Origin of the sequence: Sinomonas susongensis (genome assembly GCF_005877005.1) — a bacterium.
Lineage (GTDB): Bacteria > Actinomycetota > Actinomycetes > Actinomycetales > Micrococcaceae > Sinomonas > Sinomonas susongensis.
The window spans coordinates 108,810-135,247 of sequence record NZ_SSNH01000002.1 but is presented as its reverse complement, the minus strand read 5'-3'; the positions used below and the strand labels follow the sequence as shown (position 1 = coordinate 135,247).

The 26,438-nt window shown below is 69.6% G+C and carries 23 protein-coding genes; 15 read left to right on the top strand and 8 right to left on the bottom strand.

Annotation, left to right across the window (positions count from 1 at the left end; all coding sequences use genetic code 11):
* Positions 1–42: 42 nt before the first annotated feature.
* From fdh to E6A21_RS03785, 4 genes are all read left to right on the top strand, one after another.
* Positions 43–3,288 carry a formate dehydrogenase gene (gene fdh, locus E6A21_RS03800; RefSeq protein ID WP_138442813.1) on the top strand — a complete coding sequence of 1,082 codons (3,246 nt, stop codon included), beginning with the start codon at positions 43–45 and terminating at the stop codon, positions 3,286–3,288.
* Positions 3,285–4,103 (top strand): 4Fe-4S dicluster domain-containing protein, encoded by an 819-nt coding sequence (locus tag E6A21_RS03795; protein WP_138442812.1) that lies wholly within the window; start codon positions 3,285–3,287, stop codon positions 4,101–4,103. Before fdh ends, E6A21_RS03795 begins: the two co-directional genes overlap by 4 nt.
* Positions 4,100–5,137, top strand: coding sequence for an NrfD/PsrC family molybdoenzyme membrane anchor subunit (gene nrfD / locus E6A21_RS03790; RefSeq protein ID WP_212745866.1), 1,038 nt, complete (start codon positions 4,100–4,102; stop codon positions 5,135–5,137). The genes E6A21_RS03795 and nrfD overlap by 4 nt, the downstream gene beginning before the upstream one ends.
* Before the next feature lie 109 nt (positions 5,138–5,246).
* Entirely contained in the window at positions 5,247–6,848 is a 1,602-nt protein-coding gene (locus E6A21_RS03785; RefSeq protein WP_138442810.1) for an ABC-F family ATP-binding cassette domain-containing protein, read from the top strand.
* Here the strand turns inward: E6A21_RS03785 and pdxR are convergent.
* Positions 6,835–8,172 (bottom strand): MocR-like pyridoxine biosynthesis transcription factor PdxR, encoded by a 1,338-nt coding sequence (gene pdxR / locus E6A21_RS03780; RefSeq protein ID WP_138442809.1) that lies wholly within the window; start codon positions 8,170–8,172, stop codon positions 6,835–6,837. The two genes, E6A21_RS03785 and pdxR, sit on opposite strands and share 14 nt — an antisense overlap.
* Positions 8,173–8,254: 82 nt before the next feature.
* Between pdxR and E6A21_RS03775 the strand changes: the two genes are divergently transcribed.
* Positions 8,255–8,959: a pyridoxamine 5'-phosphate oxidase family protein gene (locus tag E6A21_RS03775; RefSeq protein ID WP_138442808.1), complete on the top strand. Its 705-nt coding sequence runs from the start codon at positions 8,255–8,257 to the stop codon at positions 8,957–8,959.
* Here the strand turns inward: E6A21_RS03775 and E6A21_RS03770 are convergent.
* From E6A21_RS03770 to E6A21_RS03760, 3 genes are read right to left on the bottom strand one after another with little or no spacing between them, the layout of a single operon-like run.
* On the bottom strand, positions 8,950–9,864 hold the full coding sequence (locus E6A21_RS03770) for an SURF1 family cytochrome oxidase biogenesis protein (protein ID WP_138442807.1): 915 nt from the start codon (positions 9,862–9,864) through the stop codon (positions 8,950–8,952). The two genes, E6A21_RS03775 and E6A21_RS03770, sit on opposite strands and share 10 nt — an antisense overlap.
* 1 nt (position 9,865) lies before the next feature.
* Positions 9,866–10,105: a hypothetical protein gene (locus E6A21_RS03765; protein WP_138443088.1), complete on the bottom strand. Its 240-nt coding sequence runs from the start codon at positions 10,103–10,105 to the stop codon at positions 9,866–9,868.
* Between the two features lie 11 nt (positions 10,106–10,116).
* Positions 10,117–10,584, bottom strand: coding sequence for a DUF3099 domain-containing protein (locus tag E6A21_RS03760; protein ID WP_138442806.1), 468 nt, complete (start codon positions 10,582–10,584; stop codon positions 10,117–10,119).
* A gap of 201 nt (positions 10,585–10,785) precedes the next feature.
* On the opposite strand from E6A21_RS03760, the gene E6A21_RS03755 reads away from it, so the two are divergent.
* Positions 10,786–11,511, top strand: a complete 726-nt coding sequence (locus tag E6A21_RS03755) for a beta-ketoacyl-ACP reductase (protein WP_138442805.1) — start codon at positions 10,786–10,788, stop codon at positions 11,509–11,511.
* Between the two features lie 32 nt (positions 11,512–11,543).
* Positions 11,544–12,311: an SDR family oxidoreductase gene (locus E6A21_RS03750; RefSeq protein WP_138442804.1), complete on the top strand. Its 768-nt coding sequence runs from the start codon at positions 11,544–11,546 to the stop codon at positions 12,309–12,311.
* A 97-nt stretch (positions 12,312–12,408) separates the two neighbouring features.
* Here the strand turns inward: E6A21_RS03750 and serB are convergent, their stop codons facing one another.
* Positions 12,409–13,290 (bottom strand): phosphoserine phosphatase SerB, encoded by an 882-nt coding sequence (gene serB / locus E6A21_RS03745; protein WP_138442803.1) that lies wholly within the window; start codon positions 13,288–13,290, stop codon positions 12,409–12,411.
* Between the two features lie 67 nt (positions 13,291–13,357).
* Here serB and E6A21_RS03740 point away from each other — a divergent pair, with 67 nt between their 5' ends.
* From E6A21_RS03740 to lplAB, 5 genes are all read left to right on the top strand, one after another.
* On the top strand, positions 13,358–14,161 hold the full coding sequence (locus tag E6A21_RS03740) for an ABC transporter ATP-binding protein (RefSeq protein WP_138442802.1): 804 nt from the start codon (positions 13,358–13,360) through the stop codon (positions 14,159–14,161).
* A 2-nt stretch (positions 14,162–14,163) separates the two neighbouring features.
* On the top strand, positions 14,164–14,958 hold the full coding sequence (locus E6A21_RS03735) for a sulfite exporter TauE/SafE family protein (protein WP_138442801.1): 795 nt from the start codon (positions 14,164–14,166) through the stop codon (positions 14,956–14,958).
* Positions 14,955–15,761, top strand: a complete 807-nt coding sequence (locus E6A21_RS03730; RefSeq protein WP_138442800.1) for a TrmH family RNA methyltransferase — start codon at positions 14,955–14,957, stop codon at positions 15,759–15,761. Before E6A21_RS03735 ends, E6A21_RS03730 begins: the two co-directional genes overlap by 4 nt.
* 117 nt (positions 15,762–15,878) lie before the next feature.
* A complete protein-coding gene (locus E6A21_RS03725) occupies positions 15,879–16,136 on the top strand; it encodes a type B 50S ribosomal protein L31 (RefSeq protein WP_138442799.1) in 258 nt (85 codons plus the stop codon).
* A 99-nt stretch (positions 16,137–16,235) separates the two neighbouring features.
* Entirely contained in the window at positions 16,236–17,294 is a 1,059-nt protein-coding gene (gene lplAB / locus E6A21_RS03720) for a lipoate-protein ligase LplAB (RefSeq protein ID WP_138442798.1), read from the top strand.
* Between the two features lie 11 nt (positions 17,295–17,305).
* Here lplAB and pepN read toward each other — a convergent pair whose 3' ends face one another.
* A complete protein-coding gene (gene pepN, locus E6A21_RS03715; RefSeq protein WP_138442797.1) occupies positions 17,306–19,975 on the bottom strand; it encodes an aminopeptidase N in 2,670 nt (889 codons plus the stop codon).
* A 79-nt stretch (positions 19,976–20,054) separates the two neighbouring features.
* Here pepN and E6A21_RS03710 point away from each other — a divergent pair, with 79 nt between their 5' ends.
* From E6A21_RS03710 to E6A21_RS03700, 3 genes are all read left to right on the top strand, one after another.
* The gene (locus tag E6A21_RS03710) at positions 20,055–21,611 is read left to right on the top strand and encodes a circularly permuted type 2 ATP-grasp protein (RefSeq protein WP_138442796.1); all 1,557 of its coding nucleotides are present in this window, start codon (positions 20,055–20,057) and stop codon (positions 21,609–21,611) included.
* A 78-nt stretch (positions 21,612–21,689) separates the two neighbouring features.
* Positions 21,690–22,616 (top strand): alpha-E domain-containing protein, encoded by a 927-nt coding sequence (locus E6A21_RS03705; RefSeq protein ID WP_138442795.1) that lies wholly within the window; start codon positions 21,690–21,692, stop codon positions 22,614–22,616.
* On the top strand, positions 22,613–23,464 hold the full coding sequence (locus E6A21_RS03700; RefSeq protein ID WP_138442794.1) for a transglutaminase family protein: 852 nt from the start codon (positions 22,613–22,615) through the stop codon (positions 23,462–23,464). Before E6A21_RS03705 ends, E6A21_RS03700 begins: the two co-directional genes overlap by 4 nt.
* 21 nt (positions 23,465–23,485) lie before the next feature.
* Here E6A21_RS03700 and E6A21_RS03695 read toward each other — a convergent pair whose 3' ends face one another.
* The gene (locus E6A21_RS03695) at positions 23,486–24,955 is read right to left on the bottom strand and encodes an SDR family NAD(P)-dependent oxidoreductase (protein ID WP_138442793.1); all 1,470 of its coding nucleotides are present in this window, start codon (positions 24,953–24,955) and stop codon (positions 23,486–23,488) included.
* 11 nt (positions 24,956–24,966) lie between these two features.
* Positions 24,967–26,391: a glucose-1-phosphate adenylyltransferase gene (gene glgC, locus E6A21_RS03690; RefSeq protein WP_138442792.1), complete on the bottom strand. Its 1,425-nt coding sequence runs from the start codon at positions 26,389–26,391 to the stop codon at positions 24,967–24,969.
* Between the last annotated feature and the right edge of the window lie 47 nt (positions 26,392–26,438).

Genomic DNA, 26,438 nt, shown 5'->3' with positions numbered 1-26,438 from the left:
CGGAGATCACGCAGCGGCGGTACGAGGCTGGAGGAGTGTCCTATGGCAAGTCCGCTGCAGTGGCCGGTTCTGCGGCAGTTTCTCGAGCACGATCCGACAGGCCGACACCACGCGGCGAAGTCGCGCGCCACGGAGGAGCACAAGGCGCGCATTGAAACGGCCGACCGGGTAGTCCACTCGGTCTGCCCGTACTGCGCGGTGGGGTGTGCCCAGAAGGTCTACGTGAAGGATGAGCAGGTCATCCAGATCGAAGGCAACCCCGACTCGCCCATCAGCCGAGGACGGCTGTGCCCCAAAGGCTCCGCGTCACTCCAGCTCACGACAGGGGAATCGCGGGAGAAGTACGTCCTGTACCGACGGCCCCACGGCACCGAGTGGGAGCGCCTCGACCTCGAGACCGCCATGGACATGGTGGCCCAACGCGTCGTCGAGACGCGGCGCGACACCTGGGAGTGGGACATCGACGGCGTGCGGACGCGCCGCACGCTCGGTGTCGCGAGCCTGGGCGGCGCGACCCTCGACAACGAAGAGAACTACCTCATCAAGAAGCTCTTCACCTCGCTCGGGATCGTGCAGGTCGAGAATCAGGCCCGCGTCTGCCACAGCTCGACGGTCTCCGGTCTCGGCACGAGCTTCGGCCGCGGCGGCTCGACAACCTACCTCCAGGACCTCCAGCGCGCCGACTGCATCCTGATCCAGGGATCGAACTTCGCGGAAGCACACCCGGTCGGCTTCCAGTGGGTCATGGAGGCGAAGGAACGCGGAGCGAAGATCATCCACGTCGACCCCCGCTTCTCCCGGACGAGCGCGCTCGCCGACACGTTCGTGCCCATTCGGGCCGGAACCGACATCGCGTTCCTCGGCGGTCTCATCAACTGGGTCATCACCCACGACGCGTACTTCCACGAGTACGTCGTCAACTACACCAACGCCGCGACGATCCTGCGGGAGGACTTCCAGGACACCGAGGAACTCGACGGCGTGTTCTCCGGCTTCGACCGGGAGAAGCAGGCGTACGACACCGAGACGTGGCAGTACCAGGGCGGCTACGCCGCGGCTTCCTCGGGGGAGCGGGACTCGCACCTCCAGGAGTCGGGCAGCACGCTCGGCGGATCCTCCCACCCGCAGTCGCACGGCTCCGGCGGTGCCGGGGTCCATGGCCACTGGGAGCGGGACGAGACGCTGCAGAATCCCCGGTGCGTGTTCCAGGTCCTCAAGCGCCACTACGCGCGCTACACGCCGGAGATGGTCGAGCAGATCTGCGGGGTTCCGCAGGACCTGTTCACGGAGGTCGCCGAGGCCCTCACGTCCAACTCGGGCAGGGACCGGACGACGGCGTTCGCCTACGCCGTCGGCTGGACTCAGCACACGACGGGCACCCAGTACATCCGCACCGCGTCGGTCCTCCAGCTCCTGTTGGGCAACATCGGCCGCCCCGGCGGCGGGATCATGGCGCTCCGCGGCCACGCGAGCATCCAGGGCTCGAGCGACATTCCGACGCTCTACGACCTGCTGCCCGGCTACCTGCCGAGCCCGCACGCGGAGCTGCACCTCGACCTCGACAGCTACATCGAGGCGGACTCCGCGAAGGGCGGATTCTGGGCCAACATGCGCGCCTACACGGTGAGCCTCCTGAAGGCCTGGTGGGGTGACGCGGCCACCGCGGAGAACGACTTCTGCTTCGACTACCTGCCGCGCATCACGGGCAGCCACAGCACCTACGACACCGTGAACGCGCAGCTCGAGGGAACGTGCAAGGGCTACTTCCTCATGGGCGAGAATCCGGCGGTGGGTTCCGCCAACGCACACCTGCAGCGCACGGCGATGGCCAAGCTGGACTGGCTTGTCGTCCGCGACTTCTCCCTCATCGAGAGCGCGACGTGGTGGAAGGACGGGCCGGAGATCGCCACCGGGGAGCTGCGCACCGAGGACATTGCCACCGAGGTGTTCTTCTTCCCGGCCGCGGCACACACCGAGAAGGCCGGCAGCTTCACGAACACGAACCGGCTGCTCCAGTGGCGCGACCAGGCCGTGGAGCCGGAGGCGGACCGTCGGAGCGACCTCTGGTTCATCTGGCACCTCGGCAACCGGATCCGGAAGATGCTCGGGGATTCGCAGGACCCCGTGGACCGTCCGGTCCTGGACCTCACGTGGGACTACCCGACGATCGGGAGCCAGGACGAGCCCGACGCTGAGGCCGTCCTCGCGGAGATCAACGGGAAGGGCGCGGACGGCTCCCCGCTCTCCGCGTACACGGAGCTGAAGGACGACGGCTCCACGTCGTGCGGGTGCTGGATCTACTGCGGCTGCCGGGCCGACGGCGTCAATCAGGCCGCGCGCCGGAAGCCGCACACTGAGCAGACCATCTCGAGCCGGGAGTGGGGCTGGGCCTGGCCCGCGAACCGCCGGGAGCTCTACAACCGCGCGTCGGCGGACCCGGAGGGACGGCCGTGGAGCGAGCGCAAGAAGCTCATCTGGTGGGATGAGGCCGAGGGCAAGTGGACGGGCGACGACGTGCCCGACTGCGAGCCGACCAAGCCGCCGTCCTACCGGCCTTCCGAGGATGCGAGGGGGGCGGCGGCCCTTGCCGGGACCGATCCGTTCATCATGCAGGCCGACGGCAAGGGCTGGCTCTACGCTCCCGCCGGTCTCGTCGACGGTCCGATGCCGACCCACTACGAACCGCAGGAGTCGCCGTTCGAGAACGCGCTCTACGGCCAGCAGCGCAATCCGCTGCGCAAGCTCCTGCCGCGCGAGGGCAATCGGTACCATCCGAGCGGGAAGCAGCCCGGGGCGGAGATCTACCCGTATGTCCTCACGACGTACCGCCTGACCGAGCACTTCACGGCCGGCGCGATGACCCGTTGGCTCCCGTACCTGGCTGAGCTGCAGCCGGAATCCTTCTGCGAGGTCTCGCCCCAGCTCGCCGCCGAACGCGGCCTCACCCACCGCGGGTGGGCCACGCTGGTCTCGGCCCGTGGAGCGATCGAGGCACGCGTGATCGTCACGGACCGGATGAAGCCGCTCTCCGTGCAGGGCCGGACCGTCCACCAGATCGGCATGCCCTATCACTGGGGCCCCAACGGCCTCAGCCGCGGCGACGCGATGAACGAGCTGTCGTCCATCTCCATGGATCCGAACGTCCACATCCAGGAGGTCAAGGCCCTGACGGTCGACATCCGCCCGGGCCGACGGCCGAGGGGCGCAGATCTCGTGTCCTTCGTTGACGAGTACCGCCGGCGCGCCGGCATCGACGAGCACACCGGCATGGAGGGAGTCACGGCATGAGCGTCACCCAACTCGGCATGCCCAGCCTGGGCGTTCCACGCAAGGGGTTCTTCACGGACACGAGCCTCTGCATCGGCTGCAAGGCCTGCGAGGTCGCGTGCAAGGAGTGGAACTCGGTCCCCGCGGACACCAACCTCGAGATCACGGGCGAGTCGTTCGACAACACGTCCGCCCTCGGTGCGAACACGTGGCGCCACGTGGCGTTCATCGAGAAGCAGGTCCCCGCGCAAGACCCCTCGGCGCACGACGGCGTCAAGTGGCTCATGTCCTCGGACGTGTGCAAGCACTGCACCAACGCCGCGTGCCTCGACGTCTGCCCCACGGGCGCCCTGTTCCGCACTGAGCACGGGACCGTCGTCGTCCAGCAGGACGTCTGCAACGGCTGCGGCTACTGCGTGTCGGCGTGCCCGTACGGCGTCATCGACCAGCGCAAGGGCGACGGCCGCGCGTTCAAGTGCACGATGTGCTACGACCGGCTCGAGGCGGGGGAGGAGCCCGCATGTGCGAAGGCGTGTCCTACGAAGTCGATCCAGTACGGCGAGCTCGACGAGCTCCGCGAACGGGCGGACGCGCGTCTCGCCGAGCTGAAGGAGCGTGGCGAGGAGGGCGCCCAGCTGTACGGGCGTGATCCGGACAACGGCGTCGGCGGCGACGGGGCGTTCTTCCTGCTGCTCGACGAGCCGGAGACCTACGGCCTTCCGCCGGACCCCGTGGTGACGACCCGCGACCTCCCGGCGATGTGGAAGCGGGCCGGCGGGGCCGCGGCCGGCCTCCTCGCCGGGGCTGCGCTCGTGTTCTGGGGAGCCAAGAAGTGAGCCCCCGGCGCGAACGCCGGGAGGAGTTCACGTCGTACTACGGCAGGCCGATCCTGAAGGAGCCTACGTGGGAGGCGCTCGACATTGCGGGCTACATCTTCGCGGGCGGCCTTGCGGGCGCCTCGTCGATCCTCGCGGCCGGCGCGCAGCACAGCGGCCGTCCCGGACTCGAGCGGACGGCGAAGCTGACCGCGTTGACCGCGATCTCCGCGTCCGTCGTCGCCCTCGTCCATGACCTGGGCCGACCCGAGCGCTTCGTGAACATGCTGCGCGTGGCGAAGCCGACGTCTCCCATGAGCGTCGGCTCGTGGATCCTCTCGGCGTACGGTCCGCTCGCGGGGGCCAGTGCAGCGGCCAACGTGCTCGGCATCTTCCCGCGCGCGGGCAAGGCCGCGGGAATCGGCGCCGGGATCACCGGCTCGGCAATCGCGACCTACACGGCCGTGCTGATCGGCGACACGGCCGTCCCCACCTGGCACGACGCCCATGGGCGGCTTCCGTTCGTGTTCGCGAGCTCGGCCGCCGCCTCTGCGGGAGGGGTGGCTGCCGCGCTGGCCCCGCTCGACGAAGGCGCCCCCGCACGCCGGATGGCGGTGGTGGGGGCCGCGGTGGAGACCGCCCTGAGCGTCGCGATGGAGCGCAGCGGCCACCTCTCGGCCGAGACGTTCCTCCGCGGGAAGGCGGGCAGGCTCCTGCGGCTCTCGAAGGCCTTCACCGTCGGCGGAGCCGTCGGGCTTGCCCTCGGCGGCCGGTCCTCGCGCGTCGTGAGCACGTTGGGCGGCCTGGCGGTCGCGGCGGGGTCCGCGCTCCTGCGCTTCGGCGTGTTCGAGGCGGGCCGGGCCTCGACGCTGGACCCGAAGTACGTCGTCGTGCCACAGCGCGAGCGGCTCGCGGCGGGCCGGCCGGCGAGTGCCGAGGCCGGCAAGGAACGGGCGGCAGTCGACGCGGGGGCCGGGAAGGCGACGGGGACGACGACGGCGGGCCACGCCGCCGAGGCCAACACCACCCACGCGGGGGAGGCGCAGCCGGCCTGAGCCCGAGGGGCTACCACGGGCGGGCCGAGCGAATGTGTCTCAGCCGCCTGTGGTCATTAGCATGGGTGGTGGCCCAGTCCGGGCCTCCCATGCGAAAGGCCGCTCCCACGTGATCACTGTCCAAGACCTCGAACTCCGCGCTGGCGCGCGCCTGCTCATGGACGGGGTGACCTTCCGGATCGACAAGGGAGACAAGATCGGCCTTGTCGGGCGGAACGGCGCGGGCAAGACGACGCTCACCCGCGTGCTCGCAGGGGACGGCCTCCCGGCCGCGGGCACCGTGACCCGCAGTGGTGAGATCGGCTATCTCCCCCAGGACCCGCGGACCCCCGACATGGAGCAGCTCGCTCGCGACCGCATCCTTTCGGCGCGGGGGCTCGACGTCGTCGTCCGAAAGCTCCGCGACGCGCAGACCGCGATGGCGAGCGGAGACGCCGCGGTCCAGCGGAAGGCGATGGCCGGCTACGACCGGCTCGAATCGGAGTTCCTCGCGGGCGGCGGCTATGCGGCCGAGGCCGAGGCCGCCGCGATCTCGGCAAACCTCGCGCTCCCCGACCGCATCCTCAACCAGCCGCTCCGCACGCTCTCGGGCGGCCAGCGGCGTCGGGTGGAGCTCGCGCGGATCCTTTACTCCGCGGCGGATACGCTGCTGCTCGACGAGCCCACCAACCACCTGGACGCCGACTCGATCGCTTGGCTCCGTGACTTCCTCAAATCGCACCAGGGCGGCCTCATCGTCATCTCGCACGATGTCGAGCTGCTTGAGGCAACCGTCAACAAGGTGTTCCACCTCGACGCGAACCGCGCCGTCATCGATATCTACAACATGGGCTGGAAGCGCTACCTCACGCAGCGCGAGACCGACGAGCGCGCGCGACGGCGCGAGCGGGCCAACGCGGAGAAGAAGGCACAGGTCCTCATCGACCAGGCGAACAAGATGCGGGCCAAGGCGACCAAGGCGGTCGCCGCGCAGAACATGGCGAAGCGCGCCGAGCGCCTGCTCGCCGGCGTGGCCGACGAGCGGGTCGCGGACCGCGTGGCCGCGCTCCGCTTCCCGGAGCCCGCGCCCTGCGGGAAGACCCCCCTCCAGGCGGAGGGGCTCTCCAAGTCGTACGGGTCCCTCGAGATCTTCACGGATGTCGACCTCGCCGTGGACCGCGGTTCGCGCGTCGTGATCCTGGGCCTCAACGGCGCCGGGAAGACGACCCTCCTGCGCATGCTCGCGGGCGTCGACTCTCCGGACACGGGCGAGATCCACAAGGGCCACGGCCTCAAGGTCGGCTACTACGCCCAGGAGCACGAGACGCTCGACCCCGAACGCACCGTGCTCGAGAACATGCGCCGAGCGGCTCCCGACCACCTCGGCGACGCCGACGTGCGGGGGATCCTCGGCTCGTTCCTGTTCACCGGCGACGACGTGGACAAGCCGGCGGGCGTCCTGTCCGGCGGAGAGAAGACGAGGCTCGCGCTCGCCACGATCGTCGCGTCGAGTGCCAACGTCCTCCTCCTCGACGAGCCGACGAACAACCTCGACCCCGCGAGCCGCCGGGAGATCCTCGGTGCCCTCAGGACGTACAAGGGCGCGGTCGTCATGGTGAGCCACGACGAGGGGGCCGTCGAGGCCCTCAACCCGGAGCGGGTCGTGCTCCTGCCGGACGGCGTCGAGGACCTCTGGAACGCGGACTACCTCGACCTCATCACCCTCGCCTGAGCGCGGCGCCGAGGACGCCGAGTGCGCGGTCCAGCTCGACGTCCGTCGTCCCGCCGAAGCTGACGAGCAGCCCGGACACCTTGTTCGTCCGCGCATACGTGCTCAGGAGGTTGAGCTCGAAGCCCTCGGCGCGGGCTGCGTCCCGGGCCCGCACCGCCTCGGGCTCGGGCAGGAGCCACGCCGAGTACATCCCGGCGATGGGGGCTGCGAGCTCGGCGTGCGGCGAGAGGGCGGCCACGACCCGGGCGGCCCGCTCGGCGTACACGCGTCTCGCGGCCCTGACCGTGCGGTCGATCCAGCCGTCCCGCAGGAGCGTGAGCAGCGCCCGCTGGGAGGGCCAGGCCGCCCCGCTGTGGGTGACGTCGCGCCGTCGTACGACGGCGTCGAGCAGGCTGGGCGGGGGAACGAGCCAGCCGACGCGGAGGGTCGGCACGACTGATTTCGCTGCGGTGCCCACGTATGCGACGCGGTCGCGGTCGAGCGCCGCGAGGGCAGGCACGGGAGCGACGTCGTAGCGGAACTCCGAGTCGTAGTCGTCCTCGATCACGAGCGCGTCTTCGCGCCGTGCGGTCTCGAGGAGCGTGAGGCGGTCGGCGGCAGGCATCACCCGGCCGAGCGGATGCTGGTGCGCCGGAGTCACGTACGCCGCGACGGCTCCCCCCAAGGCGGAGATGGGGAGCGTGGCGGGCAGGTCGACGACGTCCCTGCCCGAGCTGCGGACCGTCTCGACTGCCGCCCGATAGCCGGGGTCCTCGACCCCGATCGCCCCGGGCCTGAGCTCTGGGAGGACTTGGCGCAGCGCGTCGGTCGTACCGGCGGTGACGATGATCTCGTCGGCGCTCACGGCGAGCCCGCGGGTCCGTGCGAGCCGGTCCGCGAGGGCTTCGCGGAGCTCCCGGAGCCCCCTCGGATCGTCATAGCCCCTCGGCGGCTCGGCCACGGAGACCTCGCGCCACGCCCGGCGCCAGCCCGCGTCCTGCCTCGGAAAGCCCCAAGGCGTCCCGGCGTCGAGCCGGACCAGCCGCTGCTCGGGTGCCGGTCCGGCGGGGGCAGCCCTGCTGCGGGCTGTGCCGCCGCGGACGTCCGAGACGAACGTCCCCGATCCGTGTCGCGACTCGGCCCAGCCTTCAGCGATCAGCTGCTCGTAGGCCCTGTCCACCACCGAGCGGGACACGGCGAGCTCGCTGGCCAGCGCCCGGCTCGAGGGGAGCCGATTTCCAGGGCGGAGCGTGCCCGCGAGGACGAGCTCGCGGACCTGTGCCGCGATCTGGGACGGGAGTGGGCCCTGCGACGATCGATCGAGGGAGATGGGAAGGGCTTGCACCCGGATCCTTCCGGAAGTGGCCTGTTGAACTGGACGAGAAGTGGCCCGTGCCTGCGAGCCACTCGGGTTCGAGGATAGACCCATGGACTCACTCTCACCGACCCCGCGGACGACGATCACGAGGGGGCGGAATCGCGCCGTCTCCGAGCGGACCCGCCTCCACGCCTTCCTGCAGGACGCGCTGCTCGCCCACCTCGGCGTCGTCGCCGGCGATCATCCAGTGGTGCTGCCGACCGCCTTCGGCGTCGACGTCGACGGTCCCGACAGCGGGGGAACCCTGTACCTCCACGGGTCCGTTGCCGCCGGGTGGCTCGCGAAGGCCCGCGAACAGGAAGTCTGCGTGACCATCACCGAGCTGGACGGGCTCGTGGCCGGGCGGAGCGCATTCCACCACTCGATGAACTACCGGAGCGCCGTGATCATCGGCCGCGCCCGCCCCGTCGACGATCCAGCCGAACGCGAGCGCGGGCTCGCGGCGATCATCGATCACATGATCCCGGGCCGGTGGGCCACCCTCCGGCCCAGCACGCGCAAAGAGCTCGCGGCGACGGCCGTGCTGGCCGTTCCCCTGGCCGAGGCGTCGATGAAGGAGCGCTCCGGGGGGCCGGTCGACGAGCCCGAGGACATCGCTGCGGGCGTGTGGGGCGGCCACATTCCGCTCATGCGGGTCGCCGTCGCCCCCGTGCCCGACGAGGACTCCCGAGGACCGGCTCCCGCCGACGTGACGGAACGAGCAGCCGCCCTAGGCTCCGAGGACGGCGCCCTGGCCGCTCAGAGTCACCGGTAGCCTTGGGCGTCGAGGATCGCGTCCTCTTCCTCCTCGGCGGTGGGACGCCTGCGCTTCTTCGGGGTGAACCGCGCCGCTTTCGCCGCGGCCTTGTCCGCGATGCGCTGGGCCTCGACGTGGTCCACACCTGTTTCGTGGGCGGTTGCAGCCGCCTCTGCGGCCTCGGCAGCCGCGTCTATCGCCCTGTTGCGTGCGTGCTGCCGGGCGGCGTAGCCGAACCCGATGAACATGAGGACTCCGAACGCGAGCCACTGCAGCGCGTAGGAAAGGTGCGTTCCGTCATCGGGCTGCGGCATGGGGAGGGCTGTCGGAGTCGTGGCGGCGGCGGGTGACTCGCTCGCCATGAGGCCGTACGCCCCAGCCAGGATGGGGTAGGGGAGCTGGCTCGCGTAGGTCGGCAGGTTGATCTCCGCAAGCTGGCCCCCGGGGGCTCCGCGGTTGAGGCTCGCCTCGCTCGGCAGGAGGCGCACTACGACGGTCACGTCGCCGGGCGGGGGCGCGGGGACGGAGTCCGGCTTGCCCTGTTCCTTGTTGCCGATCGGGAGCCAGCCGCGGTCCACGATGACGGTCTGGCCCGAGTCGAGACGCAGCGGGACGACCACCTCGTACCCGGGCTGCCCGTTGAGCGGGCGGTTCCGCACGACGCGCGTGTCCGCGACGTCGTACGTCCCGTGCAGGCTGACCTGCTGCCATTCGTGATCGGACGAGAGCTGCGCGAACTGTCCCGACACCTGGCTGAACGGCACGGGCGTCGCGTTGTAGTTCCGGTTGACGAGGTCGATGACCGCCTGCGTGTCCGCGAGGCGGGACATCTGCCAGCGGCTCAGGAAGACGCAGGCGACGGCGAACAGGATTGCGAGGCCCAGGTAGGTGAGCCACTGGCGGGAGAAGAGGAAGCGGTACACGTCAGCGGCCTCCGTCCTGGCTCGTCACGCCGGCCTCCGTGTGCCGCACCGTTTCGATCCACAGCGACCGCGTCCGGAGGTAGTCCTCGAGCCAGTCGCGATGCTCGTCGCACGCGAGCCAGACCTTGCGGCGGTCCGGCGTGTGGATGCGGGGATTGTTCCAGTGCAGCTCCCAGCCGGCGGCCGCATGGCACCCCTTGCGTGAGCACACAGCCAATTGCTGCTCGTCGCCCGGCAGCATTCCCAGCAGGTTCACGCCTTCTTCTCCTCCTTGCCGGGGCTCTCGACCTGAGAGTCCGGCGCCTCGTCGTCGTCCGTTCCGCCGTCGTCATCGCTTCCTGTGACCACCTCGCCCTGGAGGACGACGTCGTCCTCCCCGACCTGTCCGTAGCCGCCCGCGAGTTCGGCCGCCGGCGGCGCGTCGAGAAGTCCATCGCTCGAGGTGTCGGCCCTGTCCTGCGAGTTCGCGATGACGACAGCGATCCAGGGGAGGAATACCGCCCCCGCGATCGCGACAAGCTTGAGCCAGCCGTCGAGGAAGAAGAGCAAGGCGATGCACACGACACGGATGCCCATGGCGGTGGCGTAGCGGACCATGCGCCGGTGCATGTCGACGCTGTGGGCCTCCGCCGCCGTCGTGATGCTGTGGACCTCAGGATCCTCGGAGGACCGCTCGTCCTCCGGGCCTTCACCGGTCCCGTCAGTCAATCGCTTCATCATTCTCCCAGTCGATCCATTGTCCCACTGGGCTACCGACGGGGCTAATCCAAGCGGTGGGCGACGGGGCGGCAGACCCTCGGGAGGCGGCAGGGAGGCCCCGTGGCGGCTAGGATGCTCGACAGACAACGGCAGTCGGACGCCGGGCACCGGCAGCTTTCGTCCGCAAACGCTGCCGGATCACCAACCCCTCGAAGGAGCACCGTGAGCACGGAAGCCCACACCCCGCGCAGCGTCCTCGTGACTGGAGGAAACCGCGGCATCGGCCTGGCCATTGCGGAGGCGTTCGCCGCCATCGGCGACAAGGTCGCCGTCACCTACCGCACGCCGACCGAACTCCCCGAGGGTATCCTCGGCGTCCAGGCGGACGTGACCGACGAGACCTCGATCGACCGTGCGTTCACGGAGGTCGAGGCGGCCCACGGGCCGGTCGAGGTGCTCGTGGCGAATGCCGGCATCACCAAGGACACCCTGCTTCTGCGGATGAGCGAGGAAGACTTCACGTCCGTCCTCGACACCAACCTGACCGGCGCCTTCCGCGTGGTCAAGCGGGCGTCGAAGGGCATGATCCGGCTGCGCCGGGGCCGCGTGGTCCTGATCTCTTCCGTCTCCGGCCTGTACGGCGCACCGGGACAGATCAACTACTCGGCGTCGAAGGCCGGTCTCGTGGGCCTCGCGCGTTCGTTCACCCGTGAGCTGGGTTCCCGGGGGATCACGGCAAACGTCGTCGCGCCCGGCTTCATCAGGACGGACATGACGGCGGAGCTCCCCGAGGAGATGCAGAAGGAGTACCTCTCGCGCGTGCCGGCGGCCCGGTTCGCGAGCGCCGACGAGGTCGCGAACGTGGTCCGCTGGATCGCGAGCAACGAGGCCGCCTACATCTCCGGCGCCGTGATCCCGGTCGACGGCGGCCTGGGCATGGGCCACTGAGGGACTGACAACTCCACGCAGGAAGGAACGACATGACAGAGCAGGGCGCTGCGCAGGGAGCGCAGCTGGCTGGCAAGACGGCGATCGTGACAGGATCGTCGCGGGGCATCGGGGCGTCCACGGCGAAGATCCTCGCGGGCGAGGGGGCCGCCGTCGTCATCAACTACCGCCAGAAGGCACCGCGCGCCAACAAGATCGTGGCGGAGATCGAGGCAGCAGGGGGGCGTGCGGTCGCCGTCGGCGGCGATCTCACCCAACAGGACGACGTCGAGCGGCTCGCCCAGTCCGCGATCGACGAGTTCGGCTCGCTCGACATCCTCGTGCTCAATGCCTCCGGCGGGATGGAGAGCGGGCTCGGCGAGGACTACGCCCTGCGGCTCAACCGGGACGCGCAGGTCGCGATGCTCAAGGCCTCGGCGGAGCGGATGAAGCCCGGCTCGCGAGTTGTGTTCGTCACGAGCCATCAGGCCCACTTCATCGACTCGGTCCCGACCATGGACGCCTACGAGCCCGTCGCGCGGTCGAAGCACGCGGGGGAACTCGCGCTGCGCGAGCTCATCCCGTGGCTCGAGGAGAAGGGAATCTCGTTCGTCGTGGTTTCAGGCGACATGATCGAGGGCACGATCACGGCCACGCTGCTCGAGCGGGCGGCCCCCGGTGCCATCGAGTCGCGCCGCGAGGCCGCGGGCAGGCTGTACTCGGTGGACGAGTTCGCCGCGGAGGTGGCGAAGATGGTCACAGCCGACGTGCCGAGCGGCCACACCGAGCTGGTCGGCGGGGCCGAGCACTTCGCCGGCTGAGGCCGGGACACCGGGCAGGCAGCCGTATCGGGCGGGCCCGGCCAACTCCGCGAGGGGACTCTCGACCCTTGAGGCGTCGCAGGGTCCCCTCCGTGCTTCAGAGCCCGGCGAAGTGCCGCACGACGTCGAGGTAGGGGAGGTCGACGGCGGCGTCCGCGGCGGCGCGCACAGCAGGCTTCGCGTGGAAGGCCACTCCGAGGCCCGCCGCCGCGAGCATGTCGAGGTCGTTGGCGCCGTCGCCCACGGCGATGCACCCTTCGAGGGAAACGCCGCGTTCGGCCGCCCAGACACGCAGGCTGTGCTCCTTCACGGCCCTGTCGACGACCTCGCCCACGACCCGGCCCGTGAGCCGTCCATCGAGGATCTCGAGTTCGTTCGCCCGCCAGAAGTCGAGTTCGAGCCGCGTCGCGAGCGGAGCGAGGATCTGGTTGAAGCCCCCGGACACCACGGCCACGGGGTGCCCGGCGGCATGGTAAGCCCCGATGAGTTCCTCCGCGCCGGGCGTCAGCAGAACGGCCTCGCGGACCCGGTCGATGACCTCGACCGGGAGCCCCTCCAGGGTCCGCACCCTGGCGTGGAGGCTCTGGGCGAAGTCGAGCTCCCCCCGCATTGCCGCCTCCGTGACCGCGGCGACCTCGGCCCGCTTGCCCGCATGCTCCGCGAGGAGCTCGATGACCTCCTGCTGGATGAGCGTGGAGTCCACGTCCATGATGAGGAACTTGCGCTCGGCGTCGCGGACTTCGGCCGGGACGAGAGCGGCCTCGGCCCCGGCAAGGCCAGCGAGGGACTCGCGCGCCTCGGCCAGACGGGCATCGTCCAGTTCGACGGCGGCCGTCAGGACCTCGTAGCGACCATCGCCGGAGGGGGCTGCGAACGCCCCGACCGTCGCGCCGAAGGGTTGCAGGAGCTCGACGGCGGCGCGCCCGGCCTGCGGCAGCAGCGTGCGGGCAGACAGGACCAAGGCGAAGCTGGAGGGCATAGGCGGGATTCTATCGACTGGCACTGCGTTTCGCCGACGGCGGAAGTCTGGAATAGGGTCTAGTTCCATGAGCGATGTTCTCCAGCTATCGGGCGTGAGCGTGGTCCGCGGCGCCAAGACGCTGCTCGACGGCGTTGACTGGAAGGTTCGCGAGGGGGAGCGCTGGGTCGTCCTGGGCCCCAACGGTGCGGGCAAGACAACCCTTCTCCAACTCGCCGCCGCGCGGATGCATCCGACCCGAGGCACCGTGCAGATCCTCGACGAGACCCTCGGCCGGGTCGATGTCTTCGACCTCAGGCCGCGGATCGGCCTGGCCTCCGCGGCCCTTGCGAACCAGATCCCCGAGCACGAGAAGGTGCTCAATGTCGTCGTCACCGCCGCGTACGGCGTGACAGGACGCTGGCGGGAAGCCTATGAGAAGGACGATGAGCGCCGCGCCTTCCGTCTCCTGAACGAGTGGGGCATGGGCCCCCTCCTCGGCCGGGTCTTCTCGACGCTCAGCGAGGGCGAGCGGAAGCGCGTCCAGATCGCCCGCGCCCTCATGACGGATCCAGAACTGCTCCTGCTCGACGAGCCGGGCGCAGGGCTGGACCTGGGCGGCCGCGAGGAGCTCGTCTACAAGCTCAGCGAGCTCGCCGAGGACGAATCGGCCCCCGCGCTCGTGCTCGTGACGCACCACCTCGAAGAGGTCCCTCCTGGGTTCACGCACGCGCTGCTGCTGCGCGACGGCCGCGTCGTCGCCGAGGGGGAGATCGACAGCGTCCTGACCGAGGAGCGCCTGAGCGAGACCTTCGGGCTGCCACTCGAGGTCACCGCGAATGGCGGTCGCTACACCGCTGTCCGGCGGGCTGCCGCCGGCGCCCGCGTCTGACTGTGAACATCTGGGGCGACCTGCTCGTCTTCGTCGCGGGCCTGTGGGCCGGAACGATCAACACGATCGTCGGCTCCGGCTCGCTCGTGACGTTCCCTGTTCTGGTGGCGTTGGGCTATGCCCCTGTCAACGCCATCATCTCGAACGCCATGGGCCTCGTGGCCGGAGGGTTCTCGGGTGCGTGGGGCTATCGGCGCGAGGCCGCGAGCGCGCGGCGCACGCTGCTGCGGCTGCTGCCGGTCTCCTTCGTCGGCGGCCTCATCGGGGCGATCCTCCTGCTGCACCTGCCCGAGAGCGTGTTCGGCTACGTCGCTCCCGCGCTTGTCGTCATCGCCATCCTTCTGGTCATCTTCCAGCCGCGCCTCGCGGCGTGGGCGAGGCGGCGCCAGGCCCTGGCCTATGTGACCCCCGAGCAGGCGGACCACCAGAAGCTGCCTCTGATCCTCTACGTGCTCGTCTTCATCATCGGCGTGTACGGCGGGTACTTCACGGCCGCGCAGGGCGTACTGCTCATGGCCGTGCTCGGAATCTTCTTCCACGGCACGCTCCAGCAGTCCAATGCGATCAAGGTCGTCCTGAGCCTTGTCGTGAACCTGATCGCTGCCGTCTCGTATCTGCTGCTCGCCTTCGACCGGATCAACTGGCTCGTCGTCCTGCTCATCGCGGTCGGTTCGCTCCTGGGCGGCTTCCTCGGCGCCGGCATCGGGCGGCGGATGTCTCCGACCGTGCTCCGCGTGGTGATCGTCGTCCTCGGCGTGGTGGCGCTTGTCAACCTTGTCGGGAAGCTCGTGGCGTGAGCGTCTTCCGCATCGACGGCGCGGACGATCCGAGGGTCGCCGACTACACGAGCCTCACCGATGTGCACCTCCGGAAAGTCCGCGAGCCGGCCGAGGGGCTGTACATCGCTGAATCTTCCCGGGTGCTGCGCCGCGCACTCGCGGCCGGCCACCGCCCCCGTTCGTTCTTCCTGGCTGAGAAGTGGCTCGAGGGGCTCAGCGACGTGTTGGAAGCCTTTCCCGACGCCCCCGCCTTCGTCGGACCACCGGAGCTGCTCGAGGAGATCACCGGCTTCCACCTCCATCGGGGGGCCATGGCAGCGATGCACCGGCCCGCGCCGATCCCCGTCGCGGAGCTCCTCACGGGCGCCCACCGCGTCGCCGTGCTCGAGGACATCGTCGACCACACGAATGTCGGCGCGATCTTCCGCTCGGCAGCCGCGCTCGGCATCGACGCCGTCCTGGTCACCCCGAGGTGCGGTGACCCGTTGTACCGCCGGAGCATTCGGGTCAGCATGGGCACTGTGTTCCAAGTCCCCTGGGCGCGCCTCGAATCCTGGCCCGGGGGCATCGAGCAGCTGCGGGACCTAGGCTTCACGATCGCTGCGATGGAGCTCACCGACGACGCCCTCGACCTCGACGCCCTCGGCGCACGCCGTCTGGACCGCCTTGCGCTCGTGCTCGGCACGGAAGGCGCGGGGATCCTCCCCGAGACGCTCGACGCCGTCGACCTCGCCGTCAGGATCCCGATGCGTCCCGGCGTCGACTCGCTCAACGTCGCCGCCGCGAGCGCAGTCGTCTTCTGGGAGCTCCGGCCGCGCTGAGCCGGAGCTCCTGCTGCTGGGGCGCGCCCATGCTAGAATTCATGGCTGGCCCTCCAATCGCGAGGGCGTTCACACCTGGCCTCTGGCAAAATCCAGAGCCCTAGCAAAGGTCCCATTGTGAAGTCTGATATCCATCCGAAGTACGCGCCGGTCGTCTTCAACGACCTCGCCTCCGGCACCAAGTTCCTGACCCGCTCCACGGTCACCTCTGACAAGACGATCGAGTGGGAGGACGGCAACACCTACCCGGTCATCGACGTCGAAATCTCGTCCGAGTCGCACCCGTTCTACACGGGCAAGCAGCGCATCATGGACTCTGCCGGCCGCGTCGAGCGCTTCAACGCGCGCTTCAAGAGCTTCGGCAAGAAGGCCTGACGCAGGTCCTCGCCACGTCGGACGCAAGTCCTGCCATACGGAAGGCGCCGCCCTCGGGGCGGCGCCTTCCGTCGTTCCCCGCGGGACTAGGCTTGTCGGGTGGCTGAATATCACGGTGAATACAAGGTGCCTGGCGGCAAGCTCGTGGTCGCTGACCTCGCGGCCGACGGCGGCGTCATCACCCGGGCGAGCATCAACGGAGACTTCTTCGTCGAGCCGGACGAGGCTCTCGGCGACATCAACGCAGCGCTCGTCGGCCTGTCGACCGAGGCGCCCAATGCGGCGATTGCCACGGCCGTTGCCGAGTCGGTAGGCGCGTCGACCGTCATGTTCGGCTTCGACCCCGCAGCCGTCGCCGTCGCCGTGCGCCGTGCCCTCGGGCACGCGACGACCTGGGGAGACCACGACTGGGAGGTGATCCCGCCCACGGCCCTCCCGATCACCGAGCAGGTGGCGCTCGACGAGGTTCTCACCCGGGAGGTGGGGGAGGGGCTGCGCAAGCCGACCCTGCGCTTCTGGGACTGGGACGAGCCCTCCGTGGTCATCGGGACGTTCCAGTCCTACCGGAACGAGGTCGACCCCGAAGGGGTGGCGCGCTACGGCATCACCGTCGTGCGGCGCGTGAGCGGAGGTGGGGCCATGTTCATGGAGGCCGGCAACTGCATCACCTATTCGCTCTACCTGCCGACATCGCTCGTGGACGGCCTCTCGTTCGCCGACTCCTATCCGTTCCTCGACGCGTGGGTCATGGAGGCGCTGGCATCAGTCGGAGTCAAGGCCTTCTACAAGCCCCTCAACGACATAGCGACCGGCGAGGGCAAGATCGGCGGCGCCGCCCAGAAGAGGTTCGGCGACGGCGCGATGCTCCACCACGTCACCATGAGCTACGACATCGACGCCGCGAAGATGACCGAGGTCCTGCGCATCGGGCGCGAGAAGATCTCGGACAAGGGGATCTCCAGCGCGAAGAAGCGCGTCGATCCGCTCAAGCGCCAGACGGGGCTGGACCGGGCCGCCCTTCTCGATGCCATGATGGGCACCTTCGAGCGGCGGTATGGAGCGCGGCGAACGGAGCTCTCGCGGGACTCGCGCGAGGCCGCCCGCCGACTGGCGGCATCCAAGTTCGGCACCGAGGAGTGGCTGCACCGCGTTCCGTAGCCGCATGGGGGTCAGTCCCGTTGGGAGCGGGACTGGGCCACGAGTGCCCGGCGCAGATGGTCGCGCTGCTCGATGACGATGCGCCTCAGGGCTCGCGGGGCTCCCGCATGCTGGTCGAGCCACGCGTCCGTGCGCGCCAGCACGGCATCTTCCTCGGGATCGGCACCCTGCTCGAGATCGCTGCCCGGGTAGAGCCCGGCGACGATCCGGCTTGCCATCTCGTTCGACTTCTCTTCCCACACCCTGTCGAGGCACGAGAAGTAGGGGTCCACGTGGGGACGCTGCAGCGCTTCCGGGCCGAGCGCGAACCCCTCGATGGTCGCCTTGAGGAGATCGTTGGAGAGGTCGTCCCGCTCGACGGCGGCGCTCCACGCCTCCGCCTTCGCTTCCCGTGTTGGGCGGGCCGCGAGCGCGACGGCGCGGCCGACCCGTCCTCGCGCCGTTGCGTCACGCGTGAGTTCAGCGTCGAGGTCCGACTCGTCTGCTGCGCCCTGGGCGGCCAGAGCCTGCCACAGCGACCAGCGCAGCTCGGCGTCCGCGGTGACCCCCGGGACAACGCCGTCGTCCTCGAGCAGCGAGCGCACGAGCGCTAGCTGCCCGCCCCCGAAACGGCTGCCCCTCGCGAGGGCCCTGGCCCACGCGAGCTGTTGGTCCGAGCCCGGATCGGCCTCCTTCAGGTGCTGCGCGACGGCCGCAAGATACTCGGCGCGGAGCGAGTCGCGTTCCTCGGTGGAGGCATACCGCTCGATCCCCAGGCGGGCGTTGTCCAGCACGGTGAGGAGGACCCCGATCGTCGTCTCGGACGGCCCGAAGCCCGCGACCGCCCGCACGTAGTCGCGGACGGGCGATTCGCCGTCGCGCACCTCGTGCCACAGGGCCGTCCAGCACAGGGCCCGCGCAAGCGGGTCGGCAATGTCTCCGAGGGACGCGTGGACCGTCCGCGCCGACCTGGGGTCGAGGCGGACCTTTGCGTACGTGAGGTCCTCGTCGTTGACGAGGATGAGGTCGGGGGACGGAAGCCCCGAGAGTTCCGGGACCTCCGTACGCCCGCCGGCCAGGCCGCCCGCGATCGCCACCTCGACACTGTGGGTGCGCTCGATCCTGCTGCCCGACCCCCGCGAATACAGGCCGATGCACAGTCTGTGGGGGCGGGGAGCCGACGTCCCAGTCACAGGGTCCACCGCCGTCTGCCGCACCGCAAAGTGGGTTAGCCGGTCGCCGTCGTATTCCACCTCGGGCTCGAGCAGCGGGAGTCCTGCGGTCTGGAGCCACGCAGCGGCCCATTCGTCCATGGGCTTGCCGGAGGCCCCGCCGAGCGCGTCGAGGAGGTCGGCCAGGGAGGTGTTCCCATAGGCGTGCTTCCCGAAGTACTCACGGGCCGCTGCGAAGAACGCCTCCTCGCCCACGTAGGCGACGAGCTGCTTGAGCACCGACGCACCCTTCGCATACGTTATTCCGTCGAAGTTCTGCTCCGCCGCCTCGAGGTCCGGCACGTCCGCGACGATGGGGTGCGTCGTGGGAAGCTGGTCCTGGACGTAGGCCCACGCCTTGCGCCGGTTGGCGAAGTTCACCCATGAGGTGTCCCAGTCGGTCGCCTTCTCGACGCCGAGGGTTCCCATGTACTCGGCGAACGATTCCTTGAGCCACAGATCGTCCCACCAGCGCATCGTCACGAGGTCGCCGAACCACATGTGGGCCATCTCGTGGAGGAGTGTGTTGGCGCGGCCCTCGTACTGCGAGTCCGCTGCGCGCGAGGCGAACACGTACTGCTCCGTGAACGTCACCAGACCCGGATTCTCCATCGCGCCGAGGTTGTACTCGGGAACGAAGGCCTGTTCGTACTTGCCCCAGGGGTATGCCGGCGAGAAGACCGAATGGTAGAAGTCCAGGCCCTGCTTCGTGAGTGCGAAGATCCTGTCCGCATCGAAGTGCTCCGCGAGCGAGGCGCGGCAGTAGGCGGCGAGGGGAACGGTGAGTGGTCCGGCGGGGGCGGAGGCTGCCAAGGCATCGCTGGGCTCGGCGTGAGCGGGCGCTGGCCGCGTCCAGACGTCCTCGGCCCGGTGGTACGGTCCCGCGAGGACGGCGGCGACGTAGGTCGGCATCGGCGGCGTCGGGCCGAAATCCCAGCGTGCGACGGCGGGGTCCCCGCCTTCGGCGTGCAGTTCGGCCCGCGTGACGGCGGGGCCGTTCGCGCTGACCACCCACGGCGCCGGGGCAAGGACCGTGAAGGCGATGCTCGCCTTGAGGTCGGGCTGCTCGAAGTTCGCGAAGTAGCGGCGGGCGTCGGCAGGTTCGCACTGCGTGTAGAGGTACGTGCGTCCGTCCACGGGGTCGACGAAACGGTGCAGCCCCTCGCCGCTCCGGCTGTACAGCGCAAGCGCCGTCACCTCGAGACGGTTGCGGCCTTCGAGTCCCTCCAGGCGGACCCGCGCGCCGTCGTAGACAGCAGTCTCGTCGAGCAGCCGCCCGTTGAGCACAACGCTCGTCACCGCTTCGCCCACGAAGTCTGCGAACGTGGACGCTCCGGGCGCTGCGCTGAAGTCGATCACGCTGGTCGTTCCGAACGCAAGGCTCGCCGGGTCCTCGGCCGCCCGCAGGTCGAGGGTCACATGGTACGACTCGACCTTGATGAGCCGAGCTCGTTCGGCTGCCTCGTCACGGCTCAGGTTCTGGTTCGACACGCGGCCATTCAATCACGCCCCTCCGGCACGCCGAGGAGCCGATATGCATGCGCCGCCAATTGATGAAAGGCTGTCCCCTATGTCGGATCTCTTCGAGGACTACGCCGTCGCCGCCGCCCGGACAGGCGCGTACGACGAGATGTTCGCCCCCGATCAGGTGGCGCGTCCCACGTACCGCCAGCTCGAGGAAGCGCTCGCGAGCCTCGACCTCGCCGACGTCAGCTCGCGGGCCGATTCCATGGCCAGGACGTTCCTCGACCGAGGGGTCACGTTCGATTACGCGGGGGAGGAACGTCCCTTTCCGCTCGACATCGTCCCCCGCGTCATCTCGGCCCCGGAATGGAACGTCCTGGAGCGCGGCGTGGCCCAGCGGGTGCGTGCCCTCGAGGCGTTCCTCAACGACGTCTACGGCAGGATGTCGGTAGCGGCCGACGGCGTCGTGCCCCGCCGCATCATCACGTCGAGCAAGCACTTCCACCGGCAGGTCCACGGCTTCGAGCCCGCGGGGGGCGTGCGCGTGCACATCTCGGGCATCGACGTCGTGCGCGACGGCGAGGGTACCTTCCGCGTGCTCGAGGACAACGTCCGGGTGCCCTCGGGGGTGAGCTACGTGCTCGAGAACCGGCGTGCCATGGCGAAGGGCCTTCCCGAGGCGTTCAGCCAGCAGCCCATCCGGCCGGTCGAGGAGTATCCACGCCGGCTGCTCTCTGCGCTGCGCCGCACGGCGCCGGCCGGCGTCGACGAGCCCACCGTCGTGGTCCTCACGCCGGGCGTCTTCAACTCGGCCTACTTCGAGCACACACTGCTGGCCGGCCTCATGGGCGTCGAACTGGTCGAGGGCCGTGACCTGATCTGCCGCGGGAACCGGGTCTACATGCGGACGACGGCGGGCGAGCAGCGTGTCGACGTGATCTACAAGCGCATCGACGATGACTTCCTGGACCCCCTGCAGTTCCGGTCCGACTCGATGCTCGGCTGCCCGGGCCTCGTGAACGCCGCCCGCGCGGGCGGCGTGACGATCGCGAACGCGGTGGGCAACGGGGTCGCGGACGACAAGCTCGTCTACTCGTACGTGCCCGACATCATCCGCTACTACCTCGGGGAGGAGCCGATCATCGCGAACGTCGACACCTTCCGGCTCGAGGAGGACGGGGCGCGCGAGGAGGTGCTCGACCGCCTCGACGAACTCGTCGTGAAGCCTGTCGACGGCTCGGGCGGGAAGGGCCTCGTGATCGGCCCGGATGCGAGCCCTGAGGAGCTCGACGCCCTGCGGCAGCGGCTCGTCGAGGATCCCCGAGGGTGGATCGCGCAGCCGGTGCTCCAGCTCAGCACCGTCCCCACGCTGAGCGGGAACAGGTTCGGTCCGCGCCACGTCGACCTGCGTCCCTTCGCCGTCAACGACGGCGACGACGTGTGGGTCCTGCCGGGGGGCCTCACGCGGGTCGCGCTCAGGGAGGGCAGCCTCATCGTCAACTCGAGCCAGGGCGGCGGGTCGAAGGACACGTGGGTGCTCGCCGAGTCGCGCAACATGCCCATCGAGGCGGAGCCCCGCCACTCGATCAGCATCCGGGAGCGCACGAGCGTCTGGCCGGTCGAGAGCAGTTGGCGGGATCGTCAGGCGGAGCAGCAGCAGTGATCCCGCGCCGTCGTCGTCCGCGTGCCGCCCGTACCGGGCGAGCCGCCGCCACCGCCCTCACCGCCCGAGGAGGCCTCCTTGCTCAGCCGCATCGCTGAATCCCTGTTCTGGATCGGGCGCTACGTCGAGCGCGCCGACGGGACCGCGCGTATCCTCGACGTCCATCTCGAGCGTCTCAACCACCTTCCTCCGGAGGACCAGCGCAGCGTCGCCCAGGACCTGCTCGGCGTCATGGGCTCCCGGCCCGACCACGACGAGTTCGGGCTCGCCGAGCTCCTCCATTCCATCGCCTTCGACCGGAGCCACGCGACGTCGATCGCAGGCTCCCTCGGTGCCGCTCGCGAGAATGCGCGTCGCGCGCGCGAGACGGTCTCCTCAAGCCTCTGGGAATGCCTCAACACGACCTACTACGGCCTGAGCCAGCACCGCAAGGACGTCGTCGGGACGTACCGCTTCTGCCATTGGGTGCTCGAGCGCACCGCCATGGTCGGCGGCCTGACCGACACGACGATGAGCCACGACGAAAGCTGGCTCTTCCTCGTCCTCGGACGTTCCCTCGAACGAGCCGACATGACGGCGCGGATGCTCTCGACGCGTGAGGTGCACACGGCGGGGATGTCCTGGGTCAACATGCTCCGCTGTGCGGGCGCCTACGAGTCGTTCCTCCGGACCCGGCGCGCGGCCTTCGACGACCGGCACGCGGCGGAGTTCCTCCTCATGGACCGGCTCTTCCCACGGTCGATCGTGTATGCGCTGCGGGACGCCGACGAGGCGCTCGCGAAGCTCGATCCCTCCGACACCCGCCTCGGGCACATCAACGACGCCCGCCGGATAGTGGGGCAGGCCCGGACCTTCCTCGAGTTCCACCGCACGGACGACCTGATGGTCGAACTGCCGGAGCACATGGAGCGCGTCCAGCGGGCGGTGGCCCAGGCCTCGGATGCGATCTCGCGCAAGTACTTCAACCGGGCTGACGAGCAGGCATGGGTGGGAGAGGTTTCATGACCAGGCTGAGCATCCTCCATCGGACCGCCTACCGGTACAACCAGCGCGTGACGCTCAGCTACAACGAGGCACGCATGACGCCGCTCACAGAGCCGCAGCAGGTGGTGCTCGAGTCGCAGGTGCGGGTCGTGCCCACGCAGGCCGCCGTGAGCACCTACCGCGACTACTGGGGGACGCGTGTGACAGCGTTCGACATGCAGCTGCCGCACGAGTACCTCGAGGTCACGTCCACGACGACGGTCGAAGTGCACCGTGTCGAGCGCGTGCCGGCCGAGCGATCGATTGTGCCGTGGGAACGGCTGCGGAGCCCCGAGATCCAGGACCAGTTCAGCGACTGGCTCCCTCAGTCGCGCCTGTCCAGCCCGGGCTCGGAGGTGCTGGGCCTTGTGGCCGACGCCGCTCGCGGGCTCGACCCGAACGCCGCTGCCCACGCCGTGTTCGAGTGGCTGCGGGGCGAGATGCGCTACATGCCCGGCTCGACCGGCGTCACGACGGACGCCGAGCAGGCGTGGAGCCAGCGGCAGGGCGTGTGCCAGGATCTCGCGCATCTCGCGATCGGCTCCCTGCGCAGTCTGGGCATCCCGGCCCGCTACATCTCGGGCTATCTGCATCCGCGCTCGTCGGCCGACGTCGGCGAGGTCGTCGCGGGCCAGTCGCACGCCTGGCTCGAGTGGTGGGACGGCGACTGGCGCAGCTGGGATCCGACCAACCACAAGCCTGCAGGGGACTTCCACGTGACGGTGGCCCGGGGCCGGGACTACCGGGACGTGCCCCCGCTCAAGGGAATCCTCTCGGGGGGCGGCGGGTCGCACCTCGACGTGTCGGTCGAGATCACGCGCCTCGCGTGAGCCCGCGGGGCCGGGCCGGAGTCACCAGGGGGACGGCTTGTAGTCCTTGAGGAACACGCCGTACAGGTCCGTTCCCTCTTCGCCCATGACGATGGGGTCGTAGACCCGGGCGGCGCCGTCCACGAGGTCGAGCGGGGCATGGAACCCTTCGTCCGCGAGCCGCACCTTGGTGTAGTGCGGGCGCTCGTCCGTGATCCATCCCGTGTCGACAGCCGTCATGAGGATCCGGTCTGACGTGAACATCTCGCCCGCGCTCGTGCGGGTGAGCATGTTGAGCGACGCCTTGGCCATGTTCGTGTGCGGATGGCCCGGACCCTTGTACTTGCGCCCGAACTGCCCCTCCATGGCGGAGACGTTGACGACGTACTTCCGGCGCGCCGTCGAACGCCGCATCGCCTCGCGGAGCCGGCTGATGAGCAGGAACGGTGCCGTCACGTTGCAGAGCTGGACCTCGAGCATCTCGAGCGGATCCACCTGGTCTACGACCTGCGTCCAGGAGTTGATCTTGGCGAGGTCCGGCACGAGGCCTCCGGCGTCGATGGCCGTGCCCGCCTCGATGCGCTCGAGCGAAGCCGAGCCCGTCGAGAGCGCGAGCGCCGTCACCGCGTCCGCCGCGAGGACGGGATGCCCGCTCACGCTTCCGGCGATCGAGAGCGGGTGCCGGTCGTGGGCGTGCCCGAACGTGAGCAGTTCTGGGCCCCCGTTGGAGGCAAGGAGCTCGGCGGGCAGCGGCTCGTCCTCAGCCTCGGCGAGCGGCCGATAGGCGTTGGGGGAGCGGCGCACCGTCTGGGCCGCATTGTTGATGATGATGTCGAGCGGCCCCGCGGCGTCCATGGAGTCCGCGAGGGAGATGACCTGCGAGGGGTCGCGAAGGTCGATACCGACGATCCGGAGGCGGTGCAGCCACTCCCCGCTGTCCTCCATGGCCGCGAAGCGCCGGGCAGCGTCCTTCGGGAAGCGGGTCGTGATGGTCGTGTGAGCGCCATCGCGGAGGAGCCGCAGCGCAATGTACATGCCGATCTTGGCCCGGCCGCCGGTCAGCAGGGCCCGGCGGCCCGTGAGGTCCGCCCGCGCGTCCCGCTTCCCGTGGCTGAACGCCGCGCACTCCGGGCAGAGCTGGTGGTAGAAGGCGTCCACCTGCGTGTACGGCTGCTTGCACATGTAGCAGGCCCGCGCCTTGATGAGGTGACCGGCGACGGCTCCCGTAGCGGAGGGCGTGAGCTTGTTGCCCTTCGTCTCGTCGTCGATGCGGTCGGGGGCGGCCGTGGCCGTCTGCTCGATGACCGCCTTGTCGGCCGCGGCGATGGCGTCCCGCTTCTGGTTGCGGGTGAACCGGCGGTGCGCCTTGAACATCTTTCCGGTGGCCCGACGGACCGCGACGAAGTCCGGGTGCTCCTCGTCGTACTCGTGGATCATCCCGAGTACTTTGAGGCAGGCTTGGATTTCCTCGGGGCTCAAGCCCCCGGAGGGCACAGGATCGGTGGAGCTCATGGCCTCCAAGTCTACCGGCGCGTCGCCTCCGCGGATTGCGCCGACGACGCCGGGCGGGCACTCGCCGGCCGCCCGTCGCCGGCCGGCGTGGCGGAGGGCGCACCCTGGCTCGCCTCCTCGCTCTCGGCGCGGTCCTCGAAGTCGGCGGGATGCTTCGAGACCCAGGCCGAGGCAAGCTTGCGCTCGTCCTCGTCCGGTTCCGGCACCTCTTGCCCCTTGGAGAGCACCGTGATGCCTGAATCCGTGACCTGGAAGCCCCGCCGCTTGTCGAGCTTCGCGTCGAGGCCGATCGTCGCCCCGGGCGGGACGATCACGTTCTTGTCCAGGATCACCCGGTTGAGGACGGCACCTTCGCCGATGACGCAGCCGTCCATCACGACCGAGTCGAGCACCCGCGCGCGGGCGTTGACCCGGACGTCGTGGAAGAGCACCGAGCCCTGGGCCGATCCCCCCGTCACCACGACGCCGCTCGCGACGATCGAGTCGAGCGCAGATCCGACCGTGCCGCCGACCCCGCGGACGAACTTGGCGGGCGGGGAGACGAACTGCCGGGTGTAGATGGGCCACTTCTCGTTGTAGAGGTTGAAGACCGGAAGCGGCGAGATGAGGTCCATGTGGGCGTCGTAGAACGAGTCGATGGTGCCTACGTCGCGCCAATACGTCCGGTCGCGCTCCGTAGAGCCGGCGATCTCGTTCTTCGTGAAGTCGTAGACCCCGGCCTCGCCGCGCTCGACGAAGTAGGGCACGATGTCCCCGCCCATGTCGTGCTTGGTGTCGAGCCGCTCGGCGTCGCGCTTGAGGGCCTCCACGAGCGCGTCCGAGTCGAACACGTAGTTCCCCATCGAGGCCAGGAACTGGTCGGGGTCGTCGGGGAGCCCCGGCGTCGTCGGCGGCTTCTCGATGAAGGCCGAGATGCGGTCCGGGTTCGCGGGATCGGTCTCGATCACCCCGAATTGGTTGGCCATGCCGAGCGGCTGCCGCACTGCCGCGACGGTAGCCTTCGCTCCCGACTGGATATGCGACTGCACCATCTGGTCGAAGTCCATGCGGTACACGTGGTCCGCTCCGACCACGACGACGATGTCGGGCTGGTCGTCGTGGATCAGATTGAGCGACTGGTAGATGGCGTTGGCGCTGCCGAGGAACCAGCTCTTGCCCACGCGCTGCTGTGCCGGGACGGATGCGACGTAGTTCTGCAGGAGCGGCGTGAGGCGCCACGTCTCGGAGATGTGCCGGTCGAGGCTGTGGGACTTGTACTGGGTCAGGACCACGATGCGCCGGTAGCCGGAGTTCACCAGGTTGGACAGGGCGAAGTCGATGAGCCGGTAGGTTCCGCCGAAGGGTACAGCCGGTTTGGCCCGGTCCGCTGTGAGCGGCATGAGCCGCTTTCCCTCTCCGCCGGCCAAGACGATTGCCAATACCCGTTTCGGCGCCATGACGCACCCCCGTCTATTCGTGATGCCCTCTGGGCCCCTCAGGAGCA